Here is an 18,552-nt window from a genome sequence, read left to right on the forward strand (position 1 = left end):
TTAGGAGAAACAGGAGGGGACTGCTATGGCCACTTCTAAAAAATTTTGCATAGCCACTCTTTGAACGCGATGCATGCATCCTGCGAAGCCCGCTGTCGCAGGTAACCTCTAAATAACTCTCCAGTCATTTAGGCACAATACCGCCGCCTTCGTACCGCACCTCCAGTAGGGTGCAGTCGTCCTCAGCTGGGTTTGGAGATCGAAAGTTCTCAACATGTTCAAGAATCGAATCCAGATCCTCAAAGTGAGCAACAGAGATCAGTCCCGAATCGCCAAATTGTTCGCCAGAATTATTCTCTGCCTCAGTAATTCCGTCGGTTGCCAAAAGAAGACGTTCCCCTGGACGCAAAGCGACGTGACCGGAGATGTAGCTCGCATCGGCAATGAGCCCGACAACAAGACTGCTTGCTTCCAAACGTCGCACTTCCCTACCTAGAATTGCAATAGGCTGGATGGTGCCGCAGTTCAGGTATTCGACCGACCCGTCCGGAAATAACCTAACCAAAATCATCGTCGCATATTTTCCGGTCTTGCGACTGCACAGAAACTGGTTCACCAGAGACGCTATTTCAGGAAGAGTGAAGCCCGCGAGCAGTTGAGAGTGAATAATTCCTTGCATCGTAGCCGCAACGATGGCGGCAGAAACTCCTTTGCCAGATACATCTGCAACGACTGCGCAAACGCTGTCGCTAAGAGCGACCGCGTCATAGAAGTCTCCACCGATGGCGAGACAAGGGACGCTCCTTGCCTGCAGCGTTGCATACGGAATGGTTGGCAACGAAATAGACATGAGTTCGCTATGGATCTTGGCGGCCACCGCAAGCTCTTCCCGCGCCTGCCGCGCACTTGATTCCGCCTCTACAAGCAGAGCATTATGCAAGAGTGCTGACGCCTCTGTAGCCAAAGTGTCGAGCAAGTGATGGTCGATCTCACTCAGTTCTCCGAGACTGATTCGGCTATCGAGATACAGCAAACCAAGCAACTGGGCAGGTTCGTCCTCTGAGGCTCGCGTTCGCAATGGAATACTGTAAATGCTACGTATTCTATTAGCCACGATGCTCGACCATTCCGATGCTTTTTTATCGGCGAATGTATCGCTGATCGAGAACTTCGACTCACTGTCGATTGCTATTTCCATAGCCCTGCGTGAGACAGTCGAATCTTCCTCCACCACGTTTCCGTGGGCGTCAAGCCCCTGCGCCAGATGCAGGTCCCCCACCTCCTGAAGAAAAACGAACCCTCGTTCCAGTCCCGTAAGCTGCAAGGCCAAATGGAGAAACGCGCCGAGAATGTCTCCAATCGCGCCTCCCTCGTTGAGTTGCCTCGCCGCACGTAAGAGCCAGTTCAACTTGTCCATTTCACGGACGGCTGGACTCAGTTCGTCAGGGAAGGCTTGTAGTTCGCTAAGCGAAGAAAGCAGATGAACGGCTGAGGACCGTGAAGTGGAGGTGGTTTTAACATCTTCTCGAAGGTGAAACCTCAAATGTGGCCCTTTGAGAGAACCCATTTGAAGTACGTCCCCAAACCGCAGCATTGACTTCTCAACGCGCACCGAATTCACAAACGTTCCGTGCGTGCTGTTCCGATCAACGACAGTATAGCTATCGGCGTCTCGCACTATTAACGCATGCCGACGTGAAACCCAGGGATCGTCGAGCACAATGTCTTCAGACGGCGACCGGCCAATAGACGTTGAATTGCGATTGAGAGAAAAACTGTGATGTCCCTTGGCGTCGGAGTAGCTAAGCACAACATTGCGCATAATCAAACGATTCCTCTTAGCGAAGGTAGACTCGATTTTGAACACACGCTTCTTCGACGAAATGCTGCGAGTTTGCCCTCGGGAGGGACGCCCCCCACGCTTCGCTCAACCTATCGAGTTAGTCTCTAGTGCACTAACCAGATTGATTCAGAATACCGAATCACGGGCTATGATACATCGCTGAAACAAAACGCGTTTCCCTTCTGTCGTCAACCATCACCTCAAACCTCGATGAGGCCGCCCGCGGTAGCGATCTATTCAAAAGGAATGACGCCGCTCCACTTCAAGCGGCTTCGGCAATTTGTCGTCGGCAGGCGACTGCTCGTCTGCCAAGACCAGAAATCAAATCACAAAGACTGCCATAGTCACTGGCCATCAAGAAAGAGCGGTGCGAAATAGCCTATTCTCATAGGTGACAGTTGTTTAGAAAGAGAGGGTTAACCTTTGAAGCTCTTGGCGAAGTTCAACATTTTGCTGATCTTGCTATTTGGTATCGGCCTGCTTTTCGTATCGCGACTCTCACGCGGGTTTCTCGAAGAGAACGCACGCGAGCAGACCCTGCAACAGGCGAAGCTGATGCTCTCCAGTGCGCAGTCAACCAGAGACTACACCGAGCAGGAGTTGGATCCTCTGCTCGAAACCACGCCTGAAAGTACCAAGCGTTTCCTCCCTCAGAGCATTCCATTTTACGCGGCAACCGTGACGTTCAACCATCTACGCAAAGACTATCCGGATTACACCTACAAAGAGGCGGCTCTGAACCCTACCAACCCCCGGGACAGAGCAGACCAATGGGAGGTCGATATTATTGATTATTTCCGAAATCATCCAGACAAAAAGCAGTTGGTCGGCGAACGGCAAACGGCCACGGGCACATCAATCTCACTATCACAACCGATCACCACAAATCAGAGCTGTCTGGTGTGCCACGGGTCCGCTGCCGCAGCGCCACCGACCGAAATTCTCACCTACGGCAGCGCAAATGGATTTGGGTGGACCCTAAACGAAATCATCGGGGCTCAGATTGTCTCAGTGCCAACGGCCGTAGCCGAAGGAATTGCCTCTCGCCTTTATCACACGCTACTGATCTATATATCCGCAACGTTCCTTGCTACTTTAGCAGTCATCGATTTGGGACTTTACTTCATCGTCATTCGACCCGTGCGCCGACTTGCTGCAACTGCCGATCTGATAAGCAACGGAGATCTCGACCAACCCGAATTCACCTATAAGGGAAAAGACGAGATCGCTGAGGTCACCGCCTCGTTCAACCGGATGTACGTTAGCCTCAAGAAGGCAATCCAGATGCTCGATAGGTAGAAATTTCTACTTGGGGACGGAGGATTTTCGTCGAATAGCGAGAAAAGTTTTGCGCCTTTCCTCGGGGCCAATCTCCGCCGCAACCATTTCATAGAGATCGTCCAGGGTGAGCGCCCTTTTGGCAGCACGACTCACCACAATCTTGGCGATTGGTCCGAGATGATATGCCAGATCACGGACTATCACCTCAAGCATACTCGACTCGAAAACCGCCTTCTCAGGCCTGCTTGAACCGAAGCCAACCTCAGCATCCGGGTGACCGTTACGCATCCGATCGGGATGGGAAGAGATCACCAACGTCGTCGTCTCGCCAGAACGAAGTGTACCTAGGGCTCCTAGAAAATCTTTTGCGGTCTGGAAGCGATCTGCGGGGGATTTCGCCAGAGATTTCAACACGATCTCCGAAAGACGAACAGGAAGGTCGGAGTTGATTGTGGTCGGATTGATAGGCTCGGACTTCAAATGCCCGTTGGCTATGGAGTACTCACTAGGACCGTCGAACGGAAGGCGTCCTGTGACCAGTTGATAGAGGGTTACGCCAACCGAATAAACATCGGACCGTGCATCAATTTGCTCTCCCAGCACCTGCTCGGGCGACATGTAATGCAGCGAGCCTAAAATCGTGCCTGTCCGAGTAAACTCGGGGCCAAGCGCCGGGATGGCTAGTCCAAAATCCAACAGCTTAACTTGGTCGTTGTTACCTATCATGATGTTCGACGGCTTCACATCACGGTGAATGATTTTACGCTCATGCGCGTAGGCTAAGCCGGCAAGAACCTGTTGGATGTAGTTGAGGCTCGTCCCTAACATTAAGGGACTTGCATTGAGTTTTGCGCCAAGCGTCAGGCCCTCAACGAACTCCATGATCATGATCAGTTCGCCCTCGTGACGGAAGGCGGTGTGGAGGGCTGTGATATTCGGGTGATGAAGACTGGCCAATAACTGAATCTCGCGAAGAAAGCGTCCAACTATCTCTTCGGTCACAGGCCGGCCTGAGGCAAGAACTTTTAGCGCCTCGACCCTGTGCGAAATCGTATGACGCACCCGATATACCTGCCCCATACCCCCGACACCGAGGGTGCCTGTCACTTCATAGTCACCGATTTGGTCCCCAATCGTGATGGACATGGCCTAGATATCCATTCTACTTGGTATCTACGCGCTCATCTCGGGGATTTGACAGACGCAGGATGCGTCAAAGTGGGCTTCCAACCAACTGTAGAATTTGGCTGACAGCCTCGTCAGCTTCGGGGCGGCGCCCAACGTAACATTTGGCTCCCCCGACTGCATATTGGAAGGCTGCAACCATATTTGGAGATTCCGACAAAATGTGAGGAGTGTTACGCAAGAGAATCAGAAGTGCTTCGCTTTGACAGACCGCCGTGACACTCCAGGTGCTTTCAGCCAAGTACTCAAGGGCCAGAATCCAGCCAACCGGCACTGCGCGGTCCCCTGTGTGGGCATTGCACTCCGCCGGAAGCCACGGAGATTGCTCAGGAGAGCCATTACGGAGGAGTAAAGGCCGTGGATATGGGTGTACGCGCCCGGCTGAATCGATCAACGCGTACTCATCGGAGAAATAAGTAGCACCTCGCCGCAACAGCTCGGCCACTAGCGACGATTTTCCCGCATGAGTGATGCCCGGCAGCAGCAATGCCTGTTCCCCCAACAGGACGGCACCTGCATGCACAGCGTGGAGCTCCGTCAGGCGTCGAATGACGACATCATCCAGCGCCTTTATGAGATCCGGCACCAAGATTGTCGCCTGGGCTGCAGATGACTGCATAACGCCGTCAACGGACAACTGAAATTGATCCGCAACTCTGTCTATTCGGATGAAGATGTCAGCCTTGTAAATGGCATTAGCTCTTCTCGGAAGCGATGGGAAGACATAGCGTTCCAAGATGATGTAGGTCTCAAGACAATTTGCTGCTACACGAACGTCGCAGTCGAAGGCGCGCACTTCAAAACCGTAGATGGCATCTCTATCACTCAATTATGCCGCCCAAGGTCGCAATCCCAAATAATTCTCCGTCCTGCGTACTCATTGGGCACACAGTTCAGATGGGCGCGGAGTTTAGTGATCCGGCCCATACCCCTAGAACAATCGGATTTAGATCGCCACTGTGGAAGCGCTGAAAAGCATATGCAACTTTCCTTATTCCCTCTAGTCTTCGCACTTGGGCTTTGTACTCTTACAGGGCTTTGGTTTTGGCTTTGGGTCGCCCTTTTGGCCACCAGAAGATGCTTTTTTGGCGTATGCTCTCTGTTCCCCGATTGATAATGACACGACGAGAGGTAGAGCGATGGCACTCATCGTTGTGATGAATTGGCGCCTGGATGACTCTGAAGGCGTTCCCGATGTTTTGACCAGTTTCTTATCATGCAATTGCCGAATTGCCTCTTCCGCAAGCTCTTCGCTTATCCCGGGGTCAAATGATTGCTGCATTTTTTCCGTCACTCCGGCGAGTGTTGTCCGGTCGCTGCAAGCATCCCACGCGGCGCCGGCCGTCGAATTCAATGCGAAAACCGCCTCGTTCTCGACGTCGAGAATGACCGTTGAACCGTCGGGCAGCTTGTTTACCACCAAGGCATCTGAATTGGTACGTTCAATCTGCATATTGACCTCTCTCTTTGTGTATCCTCAAGCGGTCGTTCGTTTCCCCCTTCGATACTCGTAAGAATACGAGAGTTTCTTTGTTCTGCAAACAAACATCTTTGGTAACAAGACCTCTTTTGTCAGGCGTCTAAGTTGCGGAGGAGGCGTAGTAAGCATATTGCATGTTGATAGCCAAAATATAATCCCTAAAAATCAAGTACGCTGGCCAAATCTACTAAGGAAAACACGCACAAGATTGCATTGAAAAGAAGAAGAACAGTATCCCTTCCGCCAGAACTTGATCGGGAAAACGCTTGATACTATCAGAACGTAAGTCGCAACATATTGCGACATGTCTTTGCGACCGGAGAAGTTGATGCGAGCAGATCTCGAATCGTGCGCACTACTACGTGCAATTGCGCGTTCGAGCGATGCAAAACAAGTCCCTCGCCTTGCGGCTAACGTCCGGGACTGGAACTCGCTCCTTGAACTGGCTGAGGAGCATCGTGTTTTGCCTATGTTATTTTTGCGGCTTGTGGACATGGGTCCGCCAGTTCCGCAGTTCGTCCTCGAGCATCTGCGAACCGAATACGAAACTAACATGTTCAACACTCTGGCGAATGCAGTGGAATTGATTGCCGTGCTCAAAGCATTCGAAGACAAGATGATTCCGGCCATGCCGTTTAAGGGGGTTGTGCTGGGTGCGTCTATCTATCACGACCTTACCACGCGTCCTGCCGGCGATCTAGATTTGCTCATCCATTATAGGGATCTCGTGCAGGCTACAACTGTTGCTCTCGAAAGAGGATACGAACTAGAAACTCCAGTGAATGCGGATGGAACGCCAGCAAATTTGGACTATTACGAATACCATTTTGAACGAAAAACAGACGGAAGGGTGCTAGAGCTTCGGTGGAGACTTGATCCTACTATGCCAAGGTTTAGGCGCGACCTTGGTTTGGATTGGGTGTGGCCAAGGCGGCGAACCACGGTGCTGGCGGGTGCAGACGTTCCGGATATGAGTCCCGAGATCACGTTGCTGATGCTTTGTATGCATGGGAGCAAACATGTGTGGTCGCGACTTCTCTGGATCTGCGACGTCGCGCAGCTACTGGCTTCGTCGCCTGGCCTTGATTGGAAAGAGGTCACCTATGAAGCGAAAGAGGCGGGGTTAAGCCGAACGCTCGCTCTGGGCATACTGCTTGCGCGTCGAGTGGCTGGAGCCACAGTCCCTCAAGCGATCCTGCAGTGCTTTGAAGCGGACACGACTGCGCGGCTCCTCGCGCAACATATCCAGAACAATTTATTTGATGCTCCGGGCAGCACGCCACCGGGCCATATTCCCTACAATATCCAGTTGCTCGACTTCCGCGATCGGGTGAGGTTCCTGTTATCAATGGACCTCCTGCGACCGAATGAGAGAGATCAGGCAGTGTTCCCTCTGCCAAAATCGCTCCATGCCCTCTACTATCTAATACGACCCATCCGCATATTCTTGGACAGATCGGCGAGATGAGTTGCTGATTCCGCCTCATTTATGCCATTACAGGCTCCTCACAAAGACGAGATTATACTAGCCGACCATGCTTAGAGTCTGGGGAGCGACGCCGCGAGTTCTCGTCGGCTTTTGGCAGAAATGTGCTTCGCCCTTCTTCGGTTGGCATGCAAAAACATCTGCAGAGACTTAATCCAAGAGCTTGACAGCAACTTCGTAACCCTTTGATTCGCTTCCTCTGCGTCGAAACTCCGGCGATTGCGCGTTGGAAAATTGCGACCATATTCGGAGATTCCAACAAATATGAGAAGTGTTACGCAAGTGAATCAGCGGCGCTTCGCGTTGAAAGCCCGCCGCGACCTCCAGATGCTCTCGGGCAAGTGCTCAAGCGACAGCCGGCCAAGCTGCATCGGTGCCCCCCTGTGTGGGTATGGATTCGGCTGCTAGCCATGGAGACTGCTCAGGGGAGCCATTCGAAGGAGAGCAAAAAGCCTTGGATATCGATTCGACGCAGGGCTCCGGTTTCAACGGTGCGAACTATGGATCGGGGCTGCCCTTTAAATATGAAGGGATGAAGCGGACGTTCTAGCTCAAATGGTCCGGCTGGGATAACCGCCTCAATTTTCTGCGTGGACGAATCCTTCCCGCTAGGTCAACTCCCTCCTCTACATGGGCGAAAAGATCAACATGCACCTTCAGGTCGATGGAAACACTTGAACAACCGTCTAAATGTGATCGACTTGGTGGTCTCTTCTCGGGCAACGCCATCGGTCCAGCTTGCAGCTTTGCGGTGCGGTTGAACACGAGCTTCCGGTAGGTAGCCTTCCTTGGCAGGGGGGCTAGGTTGCTCAACTCCGTACCGTGAGCAAGTCCTCGTCGTGTTGCAAGACCGTTTCTACGATGTGCTTCGCAATTGCAAGCGAAGCTGTAGCAGCAGGAGAGGGGACATTGCAGACATGCACGACGCCTTTGGTGTAAGCGAAGTGAAAATCATCAATCAACTTGCCATTGATTCCCAGCGCCTGAACTCGCACACCTGATCCACCGGGGACCAAGTCATCAGCGGTGATCTCCGGTACGAGACGCTGTAAAGATCGAACAAACGCGGCTTTATTCAATGAGCGGTAGTACTCGTCCACGGACACGTTCCAGTACTTCGCAGCCATAACCCAAAAACCTGGAAAGGTCGCGTACTCCCAAACGTCGCCTGCACTAAAAGAATTCTTTGCGTAACCCTCACGTTCAACGCCAGCACGGCGTTCGGGCCCGCTTCGACTCCACCGGATATGCGCTTGGTGAAATGCACACCGAGGAAAGGAAATCGTGGGTCGGGAACCGGGTATAGCAGACTACGAACATAGTGGTGCTTACCCGGAACTAGCTCATAGTACTCCCCACGAAAAGGAACGATCGTCAGATCGAGTTTGGCATTTGCCATGTGGCTGACGCGGTCACTCTGCAGACCCGCGCAATTGATAACTAACCGCGCCTCAATCGGTCCCCGAGTCGTTTCGACTACTGTATCGCTGCCCGAGGGCCGTAATGCGATTACTTCACGCGAAACATGAATTGCGCCGCCGCCACGCACTATGAGTTCGGCGTACTTCCTCGCGACAGTCCTATAGTCGATAACGCCGGTTCCAGGCACCTGTATGCCCCGGATGCCTGAAGCATGCGGCTCAAGCTCACGGATCTCGTCCCCGGTAAGCATCCGTACGCCCTTCAGACCATTGGCGATCCCGCGACGATAAAGCTCATTGAGTTGTGCGCTTTCATTGTGTGAAGTAGCAACGATGACCTTGCCGCAAATCTCGTAGGGGATGGCGTGCTCTTCACAAAAGCGCAATAAGGCGTTTACGCCCTCAGTACAGAGTCTTGCCTTTAGGCTACCGGGTTTATAGTAAATTCCTGAATGAATGACGCCGCTATTATGACCCGTCTGGTGAGCAGCAACTTCAGATTCCTTCTCAAGCACGGCGAGAGACACACCCGGAAACCGACCTAGGATCTCAAGGCCTGTAGCCAAGCCGACAATTCCGCCACCGATGATTGCTACATTGACTCGAGAAGGCATTCTGTATTGGCTGCTTGAAGATGCCTCTGCGCAGTGCGCGAAAGGCCCCGGAGACTCCGCTCCAAAAGTGCAATATCCAAGTACAGCCTAAGCATCAAGCATCGACGGGTCAACCGATTAATGCATGGCTGCTATCGTAGCAATGACTTTTCGACCCCGGGATTTAACTCGAGTACACGCCGCTTATGCCAGGTTTGATATCGCTCGTATTCATACGGGAGCGGAGGCCGCGGCCCAACCAGTGACATAGCATATTCTCAAACTGGCGCAACTCATCAACGCTCATCTTGCATAAGAATCAACCGAGAGGAGTCACCCTAGGATCGCTGGTGAGTTTATGAACCCCATCTTACGCTGTGTAGATAATCCCTCGAGGCCCTCCAGCAAGCAAATCGTATCCTGACACGTTCGTTTACTTCGAGGAACGAAACGAATCGATCGTGGCGCGGTTCTCACGCAGTGCTGGACCGCCTCGATCTCTGTTCTGCGTACAACCGAGTTGTACCAGGGAAACTCATCTAACAATATGTCCTCGCCTCCTCTCAAGATCAAGAGCAAATAGATGGCCAATGTCCGAAAGCGTTTCTGAGGTTGATCGAGAAGCCGCGGCCCAATGGGCCATGTACACCGTATAAGTCTGCAATTATTTGCGAAGCTTTGCAATTCTTTGTGCCATGGAGTCATGATCGCGTCCTTCAACGATCCATCTGAACCTGCCAGCTCCCTATTCAACGATAGTGCTGAGAACTCTCGATGTAAGACAGATCCCACCCGGATCATCGTTCAGCGCCGATGCGATGTGCCTGCACTGACATGGAACGAGAACATCTCGGGGGGCGGTGCAAGTAATTTGCATTACGTCGCAAATCTTTAGCAATGTGTCGAGATGTCTAGTCCCAAGAAGAGCTAGCGGAGCTTTGTTGGGGGAGCGTTTTCAGGTCGGCTGTTCTAGAGACTTGTGGGGGCATTTGTACATCGAGGATCACTGGACAGAGCGTCTGCGGACAGTCGGTCTCACACTTACCGGCTATGGGACTAGTTCCCGCGGTCGGTCCCAATATTTCGAACCACGTTAGGAAGCTATTGCATCGCTGGTTTTTCCAGTCGGCCTTAGTGAATAGCGAAGCCATTTCTGAACGGTTACATCGCCTAACGCCGCACTGACAGGGCTGCGTATCTCCTTATGGATCAGCAGTTGCAGTATTGGAACAGTCGAAGAGATGTCAAGCTCGATATCGCGTGATTGCGCCTCTAGAGCTAGCTCCAAAGCCTATGCGTCCATGAGTACTATGATTGCCAGACCTACTTCAAAGTCTTCTCCCTTGGTCGATTTGTACGAATGACTTGATCTTTTGGAGGCGCACATTGGATTGCGGAAATAACATGGAACAAGCGGAAGTCACTCACCGATCAGGCTGTCGAGAAGAATGCGATTCGATGCATCACGAGCAACGAGCAACTAGTCTCTCAAGTGAACGGCACCAATGCCGTATTGCTTTAGGCACTCGACGTGCTCTTGTGATGTATGGGATTAACAGGATTGTCTAAATAGCTCTCTAATTGATCTTCTGAAGATGTATCAACGACCTCCAATTCAAGTGTCAGATGGCATTCAAATTGCTTATATGGAAGAAGTCAACATAACCAGAGTGATACCTGTGCTGGGTTTGAACCCGCAGTGTGAAATCGACTGGATGCAATGTTGATAGCTTCGAATTGCTCAGATTTTCTACAGTGGCTGCCTGTAAGCCACAATCGCGAAGTGTTGCTAGAAACATTCCATGCCCTGAGGTTCGGTATCAGAATGTCCCCAGCAAGCGATGGTTTTGTTGATAACTACATCTCGATCAACATGATCGTGGTGTGACGGGTTTTTAGAAACAAAGATGGACGCGGCGCCAGAGAGAATCGGGCAAACCGCTTCGATCCAAATGGAAAAAGAAGGGGCTGTAGCCCACAGGGCGAAGCTACACCTTTCCGATCGTCAAGATGAGATGCAATTCGCATGGGGAAGGAAAGCGGAGGAAAATGTCGACTTCATCGAGTGGGAATCTGAGCAGCGTGCAAGACACAGCGTGGTGCGCGCTATATACGCGTCATCAACACGAGAAGTCGGTAGCGTGGGGGTTGACGACCAAGGGATTCGAGACACTTGTGCCGCTCTATGATTCGATGCGGCGTTGGAAGGATCGAAAGAAGTTAGTTTCACTGCCGCTCTTCCCTTGCTACGTATTCGTTCGGGGGGCGCTCACTCGTCGATTGCAAGCCGTGACGACCCCCGGGGTTCATATGATTGTGTGCACCGGGGAGCACGTCGCGGTCATTCCTGAAGAGGAAATTCAGGCAATTCGGCAGGTCATTCGTGGACCGTATCGGGTAGAGCCGCACCCGTTTTTGAAATGCGGCGTTCGGGTTCGAGTCAAGCGAGGACCGCTCGAAGGAGTCGAGGGGCTCCTGCTTCGGAAGAAGAATCTCTGTCGTTTGGTTCTATCTGTCGATATGATGGCGCAGTCGATCGCAGTGGAAATTGACGCATCGGAGGTGGAGCCTATGACAGCGCTCGGGGAAGCAGCCGTCTACAGAGCTGTGGCGGCCGTCTCTCATGCAGATGTTCGGGCTTGGTCTGTATCCGGGCCTTTGTGAATACCTCCCAGGATGAATTGCTCCGTCGTAAAGAGTGTCTAACGTCTTGAAGGCCCAGGGACCGGGATCTCGTCCCGCAGTCCACCCCGAATCGCAGTCTGGTGGGACTGAAACAGCGGCAGCCCCGCGAAATTTACAAATCGTTCGCCGGTAAATTGACTGTCCACCTACAGCATCTACAAGCGTTGCAACGCCCGGTCTCAGAACTCTGAATGCAAAACATCACGCGCGGCCCTCTGGGGCGAGGGGACGTATCAGTTCATGCAAGCAAGCTTTTCTAGCGCTGAACCGTCGAATACGGCAGTAGAACGCCGACCTGACGAAGCTGCCAAAGGTGAGCGGAATACTTACCGCCAAATTCTCAAATCCTCGGCGCTCGTCGGCGGCTCCCAGGTGCTGAACATTGCAATTGGAATTGTTCGGACGAAGGCAATGGCAATTTTACTGGGTCCATCCGGCTTCGGATTATTCGCGCTTTACGGATCGATCTCCGATCTTACGCAGAGCATTGCTGGGATGGGAGTGAATAGCAGTGGCGTGCGGCAGATTGCTGAAGCAGCAGGTTCCGCGAACGAGGAATTGATCGCGCGCACGGCTACGACGTTGCGGAGGACCTCGATACTGCTGGGAATCCTCGGCGCCGGGTTTCTTCTTATCTTCGCCAGACAAGTCTCGATTTTGACGTTTGGAAACGACCGGCATGGAATGGCGATCTCGCTCTTGTCGGTAGCGGTATTTTTGCGACTGGTGTCGGCCGGCCAGGGCGCCTTGATTCAAGGCATGCGGCGCATCTCCGATCTGGTCAAGATGAGCGTGTTAGGAGCGCTATTTGGAACATTGATCGGCATCCCGGTCGTGTATCTCTTCCGAGAGCGAGGCGTTGTACCGTCGCTTGTGGGTGTTGCCGCGATGACCTTCGTCACCTCCTATTTTTACAGTAGGAAGATACACATCCGAAGGGTCTCCATTACGGTTTTTCAGGTTGGCCAGGAGGTTGCGCCGCTGTTGAAGTTGGGTTTCGCGTTCATGGTAACTGGCCTGATGACAATGGGAAGCGCCTACCTAGTGCGAATCGTTGTTCTGCGTCAACTTGGCCTTGAGGCAATGGGACTGTACCAATCCGCATGGACCCTTGGGGGACTCTACGTTTCCTTCATCTTGCAGGCCATGGGGGCGGATTTCTATCCACGGCTAACCGCGTGTGCGGACGACGACGACGCATGTAACCGCATCGTCAACGAGCAGGCGCGAGTCGGTTTGCTTCTCGCTGGGCCTGGCGCTATCTTGACATTGACATTAGCACCAATCGTGATCTCGCTGTTTTACAGCGCCAAGTTTCATCCGGCGGTTGGAATTCTACGCTGGATATGTCTGGGAACAATCATCCAAGTGATTACCTGGCCGATAGGTTTCATTAGCCTGGCGAAGTGTCGGTCAAGTGTCTTCTTCTGGAGCGATTTCGCCTGGGCCGTCGTGTACCTCGGTCTCGCGTGGATATGTGTCAGGTGGTTCGGTTTGAACGGGACAGGTATTGCATTCTTTGGGTCATACATGTTCCATGCGCTAATCGCTTACCCAATAGCGCGCCGCCTTAGCGGGTTTCGGTGGTCCCGTGAGAACATGATGGCCGGCCTCATCCTGCTTTCATTGATTGCTGTCGTATTTGGCGGGTTCTTCGTCTTGCCATTCTATTGGGCTGTATGCTTGGGAGCGCTGGCGACAGTTCTGAGCGGGGCCTATTCCGTGAGGATATTATTGATGCTCATTTCGTCAGACCGGATTCCGCCCCATTTGCAACGTTTTGTACACCGATCCAATTCCGCTGCCGCATGACTTCGTAGGAGAACGTGAATCTCCAATCCAAGATGACTTCTGTTGATGTAATCGTGCCGTGCTATCGTTACGGCCATTTCCTGCGCGAATGCGTGCAGAGCGTTCTCAACCAGGCTGGGCCGGACGTTCGTGTTCTGATCATCGACGACGCCTCGCCAGACAACACAGCTGAAGTGGCCGCCGATCTTGTCCAAAGTGATTCCAGAGTCAGCTTTCGGCGACATCGTATCAACAAAGGGCACATTGCGACTTATAACGAAGGAATTGACTGGGCTTCTGCGGATTACATGTTGCTTCTTTCCGCAGACGACTACTTATTGCCTGGTGCCCTCAGACGTGCAGCGGATCTGATGGATGCACATCCCGAGGTGGGGTTTACGTTTGGTAAGGGCTTTGAACTTCATGAGAACGGTACAATCACCGATGTCACGGCCATCGAACCTGCTTTTAACCAAACGGGTTGGCGCATTATCCGCGGGCTAGAGTTCATTGAGTTCAGCGGATCCAAGAACATTGTTTGCACGCCCACGGCTGTGGTGCGAACGGAACTACAGAAACTGCTCGGAGGTTATCGGTTCGAATTGCCCCATGCTGGTGATATGGAGATGTGGCTCCGGTTCGCAGCACATGCTTCGGTCGGTATCTTCGATTCGTGCCAGGCGGTTTACCGTCGCCATTCCTCGAATATGTCACTGGCATATATGGCGCATGGTTGGTTGCCCGATGTTCAACAGCGGAAGGCTGCTCTCGAGTGCTTTTTCGAGATGTGCGCCGGTACGCTACCCGACACACTACGACTCCGTCACAAGATGTTCCGTTCAGTTGCGGGCGTGTCAATTGGATTCGCCAGCACTGCGTTTAACGACGGTGAAATGGTATTGTCGGAGCAGCTTTCAGACTTTGCGCTAGGCGTATGCCCGGATATTAGAAGATCATTGCCCTGGATAAAACTCGCCTGCAAACGGCATTTGGGTTTCAGAGCGTGGCAGATTCTTAGCGCGCTATACCGGCGGACCGATGCGCGTTGAAATAGCGCGGGAATGGATGGCTTACCTGTCGTGTCTGACCCTATAGTCTCTGTTGTGATGAGCGTTTGCAACGGCGAGCGCTTTCTGAATGAAGCCGTGGACAGCATTCTCGGTCAAACGTTTCGGGACTTTGAGTTCATTGTCATCGACGATGGTTCAATCGATCGGTCGGGCGCAATCCTTGACTGTTACAAAGAAAAGGATCTGCGAATGCGCATTTATCACCAGGAGAACAGAGGGCTGGTTCGTTCTCTCAATCGCGGCTGCGCATTCGCCCGTGGTAAATACATCGCGAGAATGGATGCAGATGATATAGCGGTGAGAGATCGTCTGCTGTGGCAGGTCGAATTTATGGAGACTCACCCTGAAATCGTGGTCTTGGGCGGCGCGGTTGAGTTTATTGACGAAGTAGGGAGGGTCTTCGCGCTCGCACGCCATCCAACTCAAAATCAAGAAATCCAGCGAGCTCTACTCAATGCCAGCGTATTCTGGCACCCTTCTGTGCTTCTTCGAAAATCAACGTTCGTTTGGGCGGGGGGATACAGAAGCATTGTGGATGCTGAAGACTACGATCTATGGTTGCGGATCGCAGATCGGTTCGAACTCGCGAATTTAACTTCCGTAGTGCTGCGTTACAGAATTCATCCTAACCAAGTATCGGTGGCGCGGTGTAAGAGCCAAGCTCTTGGCTCCGCCGCATCGCGAGCGGCTGCATTGGCAAGGCGAAGTGGCGCCACGGATCCTTTGGACTTAGTCGGGGAAATTACACCGGCGCTGCTCGCGAAACTTGGAGTCAGTGATGCGGATCAGCAGACCACTCTAGCAAGGGGATGTCTATCTTGTCTCCGCAACATGTGCCGCATTCGTAAATACACGCTTGCGACGAATGTGCTTGAAGATTTTCTTTCCACCGATTTCAGAGAGGCAGACAACTGGGTAATTGCCGAATTCTACCTGTGGGCTGCGCGGCTATATTGGCATCAGAGGAAGTTCGCAAGAAGCATTTCAAGCGCAAGTCGCGCGCTCGTCAAGCGGCCGATTATTTTAGGGCGTCCTATTAAGCTATTAGTTGCCAGGTTCAGGCCGGTCTTGGTTGGACGATAGTGTCAATGCAATCATTCCCAACTAGCGCCCGCCCGCACGTGCACACTCTGAGGAGAGTCAACTTGAGTTTAGCCGTTGAACAAACCCGGATTCAGTTGGGCCGCCGTTATCGGCAATTCCTTAATTTGCTGGAGTTCGAAGGGAAGCGTGGAATAGCAGACCGACTTCGGTTGGCTGCCGCGCAACGGCTCGCGCCTAAGCAGATAACGATGCCGGTCAAAGGAGCTGATATTCTGACCGCTGACCTGTCTCTCCCGTTTCAGCCAACGATTCCAAAGCTTATCCCAAAGCAACCCATAATCATAAATTGGGTAACAATCCCTGCCGGACCGGGAGGTGGCGGCCATACGACTCTGTTCCGTATCATTCGGCATCTTCAGGCACACGGATACCATAACCGGGTATACTTCTACAACGTCTATCGCGCGGATCATCGCTACTACGAACACATCATCCGTAGTTCTTACGGCTTCAATGGATGTGTAGCAACCTTAGATGCGGGTATGAAGGACGCCCACGCTGTGGTAGCCACATCGTGGCCCACAGCGTACCCGGTCTTCAACTCCCGGTGTGCTGGTAAGCGCTTCTACTTTATACAGGATTTCGAGCCGTACTTCTACCCGGCTGGCGCCTTAAGTCTCTTGGCGGAGAATACTTATCGTATGCAGTTCCACGGCATAACGATTGGACGGTGTTTCGTAGAAAAGCTTAAGAGCGACTTCGGGATGAGCGTCGATTCGTTCGAGTACGGCTGCGATATCTCTCGGTATTGTCGCCTGGACGGCGTAAAGCGTTTTGGAGTGGTTTTTTATGCTCGGCCGGAAGCTGCACGCCGAGGTTGTGAAATCGGGTTAATGGCGCTAGAGGCTTTTGCCGCGCGTCGCCCGGACGTCGAAATCCATTTGTACGGCACCAGAATGGGCAACTTACCATTTCGTTTCACTGACCATGGCCGGATCTCACCCGAAGAGCTTAACCACCTCTACAATCGTTGCTACGCTGGCCTGAGTTTATCCCTGACGAATGTATCACTCGTTGCCCACGAAATGCTCGCCGCTGGATGCATTCCGGTCGTCAATGACAGTGTTTGGAACCGAACTGATATCGCAAGTTCCTTCGTTAGATATGCGCCGGCAGACCCTCACCGCCTAGCTGCTGAACTTGAAGCGGTCATCACGACTGGCGATTTCGACTCAGTGTCCCGAGCGGCGGCGGCCAGCATGCATTCGCGGACCTGGGATGACGCAGGGGAAAAAGTTGATGAGATCTTTCGGCGAGTTCTTGGTGTGAGCCCACATGTTTCCTCGCCGAGTCTCCAATGGCGGCCAGCACTATCGCCAGCAGATTAGAGAAACGATGGTCGCACTCAGTTGCCTTGGATCGCGGATCGAATCGTTGGTTTCTGCGCCGAGTAGTTTTACACCGTGAGTCTGCTACTTCGAAAGTTAGTTGTAACTTCCAGCTCGAGCGCTTTAGGTAAATGATAGAAAAAACGAGACCAGCGGTTTGTATCGTCGTCGAGAATCTACCCGTGCCTATGGACAGACGCGTTTGGCGCGAGGCCTGCGCTCTTCGAGATGCGGGATATCGCGTTTTTGTCGTCTGCCCCAAAGGAAACGGTTCTGCAGCGGCGACTTACGAGAACCTTGACGGGATCCAAATCTTTCGCCATCGCACATGGGAGGCTTCCGGGACGGCGGGGTATTTGCGAGAGTACGTGTGCGCGTTGATTGCGGAGTTGTACTTGACAATTAAGATCTTTGTGCGGACGAGGTTCCAAATACTTCAGGCGTGCAACCCGCCAGATACCATTTTCCTCATAGCCTTACTTCTGAAACCATTTGGCGTCCGATTCATATTCGACCACCACGATCTCAGCCCCGAGCTGTTTGAGTCGAAATTCGGCAACCGGGTCGGGCTGCTCCATACCCTCACCCAACTAGCTGAGTACTGCTCTTTCCGAGTTGCGAAAGTGTGCATCGCTACGAACGATTCCTTCAAGGAGATCGCTATGACGAGGGGCCGAAAGCTTGCCAAAGACGTGTTCGTCGTGCGGAACTGTCCCGATCTTGCTAGCCTCCGCCGGCTACCCCCGTTACCTGATGCGAAGTTTGGGAAGTCGCTGCTAGTGGCGTATGTCGGGTTCATGGGGTCACAGGATGGCCTTCACCTGCTGCTTGAATCGATCGACCACATCATCAAAAAGGAAAAGCGCCAGGACGTACACTTTGTACTCATCGGAGCAGGGACGGAACTCTCCAAGCTACAGACTTGGGTTGCCCAAAACGGCCTGAACCCGTTCGTAACCTTTACCGGTCAAGTCCCCTATGAAGAAGTCGGGGCTTACCTCTCAGGTGCCGACGTGGGTGTCGCGCCCGATCCCAAGACTTCGATGAACGATAAATCGACCATGATCAAAATTCTTGAATACATGGCCTGCGGCCTGCCGGTCGTACTCTTTGATCTGAAAGAAGGCCGACGTATAGCGGACTCAGCGGCCCTTTATGCATCGCCCAATGATCCCATCGATTTCGCCGACAAGATCACAACCCTACTCGACAGCGAAGAGCTTCGCCGGAAGTTAGGAGACTGCGGCCGCAAGCGAGTCGAAAACCATTTGAATTGGGCGTCTGAAAAGGCAACCCTGCTCGAGGCATATGAAACTGCTCTTAGCTAGATCGGACGCTTCACGCG

The 18,552-nt window shown here is 52.7% G+C and carries 14 protein-coding genes and 1 pseudogene; 8 read left to right on the forward strand and 7 right to left on the reverse strand.

The annotated features are described in order from the left end of the window. Positions 1-124 precede the first annotated feature (124 nt). Both HDF14_RS26705 and HDF14_RS26710 read right to left on the reverse strand, forming a co-directional pair. Positions 125-1,138: a PP2C family protein-serine/threonine phosphatase gene (locus HDF14_RS26705; RefSeq protein ID WP_260698355.1), complete on the reverse strand. Its 1,014-nt coding sequence runs from the start codon at positions 1,136-1,138 to the stop codon at positions 125-127. 369 nt (positions 1,139-1,507) lie between these two features. Next, positions 1,508-1,762 (reverse strand): annotated as a pseudogene (locus tag HDF14_RS26710) (FHA domain-containing protein); the annotation flags it as partial. Between the two features lie 444 nt (positions 1,763-2,206). Here HDF14_RS26710 and HDF14_RS16850 point away from each other — a divergent pair. Then, complete coding sequence (locus tag HDF14_RS16850) at positions 2,207-3,082, forward strand: Tll0287-like domain-containing protein (RefSeq protein ID WP_183978893.1); 876 nt, start codon at positions 2,207-2,209, stop codon at positions 3,080-3,082. A 6-nt stretch (positions 3,083-3,088) separates the two neighbouring features. Here HDF14_RS16850 and HDF14_RS16855 read toward each other — a convergent pair whose 3' ends face one another. The 3 genes from HDF14_RS16855 to HDF14_RS16865 all read right to left on the reverse strand — a co-directional run bounded on the left by HDF14_RS16855 (position 3,089) and on the right by HDF14_RS16865 (position 5,702). Further along, a complete protein-coding gene (locus tag HDF14_RS16855; protein WP_183978895.1) occupies positions 3,089-4,210 on the reverse strand; it encodes a serine/threonine protein kinase in 1,122 nt (373 codons plus the stop codon). A gap of 67 nt (positions 4,211-4,277) precedes the next feature. Beyond that, entirely contained in the window at positions 4,278-5,078 is an 801-nt protein-coding gene (locus HDF14_RS16860) for a hypothetical protein (protein ID WP_183978897.1), read from the reverse strand. Between the two features lie 171 nt (positions 5,079-5,249). Further along, positions 5,250-5,702, reverse strand: a complete 453-nt coding sequence (locus tag HDF14_RS16865) for a PqqD family protein (RefSeq protein WP_183978899.1) — start codon at positions 5,700-5,702, stop codon at positions 5,250-5,252. Positions 5,703-6,057: 355 nt separating this feature from the next. On the opposite strand from HDF14_RS16865, the gene HDF14_RS16870 reads away from it, so the two are divergent. Next, on the forward strand, positions 6,058-7,197 hold the full coding sequence (locus HDF14_RS16870; RefSeq protein WP_183978901.1) for a nucleotidyltransferase domain-containing protein: 1,140 nt from the start codon (positions 6,058-6,060) through the stop codon (positions 7,195-7,197). 827 nt (positions 7,198-8,024) lie between these two features. Here HDF14_RS16870 and HDF14_RS26100 read toward each other — a convergent pair. Beyond that, positions 8,025-8,315, reverse strand: a complete 291-nt coding sequence (locus HDF14_RS26100; protein ID WP_221304737.1) for a hypothetical protein — start codon at positions 8,313-8,315, stop codon at positions 8,025-8,027. Continuing rightward, positions 8,291-9,250 carry an L-2-hydroxyglutarate oxidase gene (gene lhgO / locus HDF14_RS16875; RefSeq protein WP_221304738.1) on the reverse strand — a complete coding sequence of 320 codons (960 nt, stop codon included), beginning with the start codon at positions 9,248-9,250 and terminating at the stop codon, positions 8,291-8,293. Before lhgO ends, HDF14_RS26100 begins: the two co-directional genes overlap by 25 nt. 2,028 nt (positions 9,251-11,278) lie before the next feature. Between lhgO and HDF14_RS16885 the strand changes: the two genes are divergently transcribed. From HDF14_RS16885 to HDF14_RS16910, 6 genes are all read left to right on the forward strand, one after another. Further along, the gene (locus HDF14_RS16885) at positions 11,279-11,893 is read left to right on the forward strand and encodes a UpxY family transcription antiterminator (protein ID WP_183978903.1); all 615 of its coding nucleotides are present in this window, start codon (positions 11,279-11,281) and stop codon (positions 11,891-11,893) included. 261 nt (positions 11,894-12,154) lie between these two features. Then, on the forward strand, positions 12,155-13,726 hold the full coding sequence (locus HDF14_RS16890) for an O-antigen translocase (RefSeq protein WP_183978905.1): 1,572 nt from the start codon (positions 12,155-12,157) through the stop codon (positions 13,724-13,726). A gap of 14 nt (positions 13,727-13,740) precedes the next feature. After that, on the forward strand, positions 13,741-14,754 hold the full coding sequence (locus HDF14_RS16895; RefSeq protein ID WP_221304740.1) for a glycosyltransferase family 2 protein: 1,014 nt from the start codon (positions 13,741-13,743) through the stop codon (positions 14,752-14,754). A gap of 12 nt (positions 14,755-14,766) precedes the next feature. Continuing rightward, positions 14,767-15,858: a glycosyltransferase gene (locus HDF14_RS16900; protein WP_183978907.1), complete on the forward strand. Its 1,092-nt coding sequence runs from the start codon at positions 14,767-14,769 to the stop codon at positions 15,856-15,858. Positions 15,859-15,920: 62 nt separating this feature from the next. Beyond that, positions 15,921-17,207 (forward strand): glycosyltransferase family 1 protein, encoded by a 1,287-nt coding sequence (locus HDF14_RS16905; protein ID WP_221304741.1) that lies wholly within the window; start codon positions 15,921-15,923, stop codon positions 17,205-17,207. A 188-nt stretch (positions 17,208-17,395) separates the two neighbouring features. Next, the gene (locus tag HDF14_RS16910) at positions 17,396-18,535 is read left to right on the forward strand and encodes a glycosyltransferase family 4 protein (protein ID WP_221304742.1); all 1,140 of its coding nucleotides are present in this window, start codon (positions 17,396-17,398) and stop codon (positions 18,533-18,535) included. Positions 18,536-18,552: the final 17 nt, after the last annotated feature.

The organism is Tunturiibacter gelidiferens, from assembly GCF_014201335.1.
Lineage (GTDB): Bacteria > Acidobacteriota > Terriglobia > Terriglobales > Acidobacteriaceae > Edaphobacter > Edaphobacter lichenicola_E.

Bases quoted from the DNA above. Each gene is read 5' to 3' on its own strand.
- HDF14_RS26705 (WP_260698355.1), bottom strand. From the start codon at position 1,138: ATGGAAATAGCAATCGACAGTGAGTCGAAGTTCTCGATCAGCGATACA.
- HDF14_RS16855 (WP_183978895.1), bottom strand. From the start codon at position 4,210: ATGTCCATCACGATTGGGGACCAAATCGGTGACTATGAAGTGACAGGC.
- HDF14_RS16865 (WP_183978899.1), bottom strand. From the start codon at position 5,702: ATGCAGATTGAACGTACCAATTCAGATGCCTTGGTGGTAAACAAGCTG.
- HDF14_RS16870 (WP_183978901.1), top strand. From the start codon at position 6,058: ATGCGAGCAGATCTCGAATCGTGCGCACTACTACGTGCAATTGCGCGT.
- lhgO (WP_221304738.1), bottom strand. From the start codon at position 9,250: ATGCCTTCTCGAGTCAATGTAGCAATCATCGGTGGCGGAATTGTCGGC.
- HDF14_RS16885 (WP_183978903.1), top strand. From the start codon at position 11,279: ATGTCGACTTCATCGAGTGGGAATCTGAGCAGCGTGCAAGACACAGCG.
- HDF14_RS16890 (WP_183978905.1), top strand. From the start codon at position 12,155: ATGCAAGCAAGCTTTTCTAGCGCTGAACCGTCGAATACGGCAGTAGAA.
- HDF14_RS16900 (WP_183978907.1), top strand. From the start codon at position 14,767: ATGGATGGCTTACCTGTCGTGTCTGACCCTATAGTCTCTGTTGTGATG.
- HDF14_RS16910 (WP_221304742.1), top strand. From the start codon at position 17,396: ATGGACAGACGCGTTTGGCGCGAGGCCTGCGCTCTTCGAGATGCGGGA.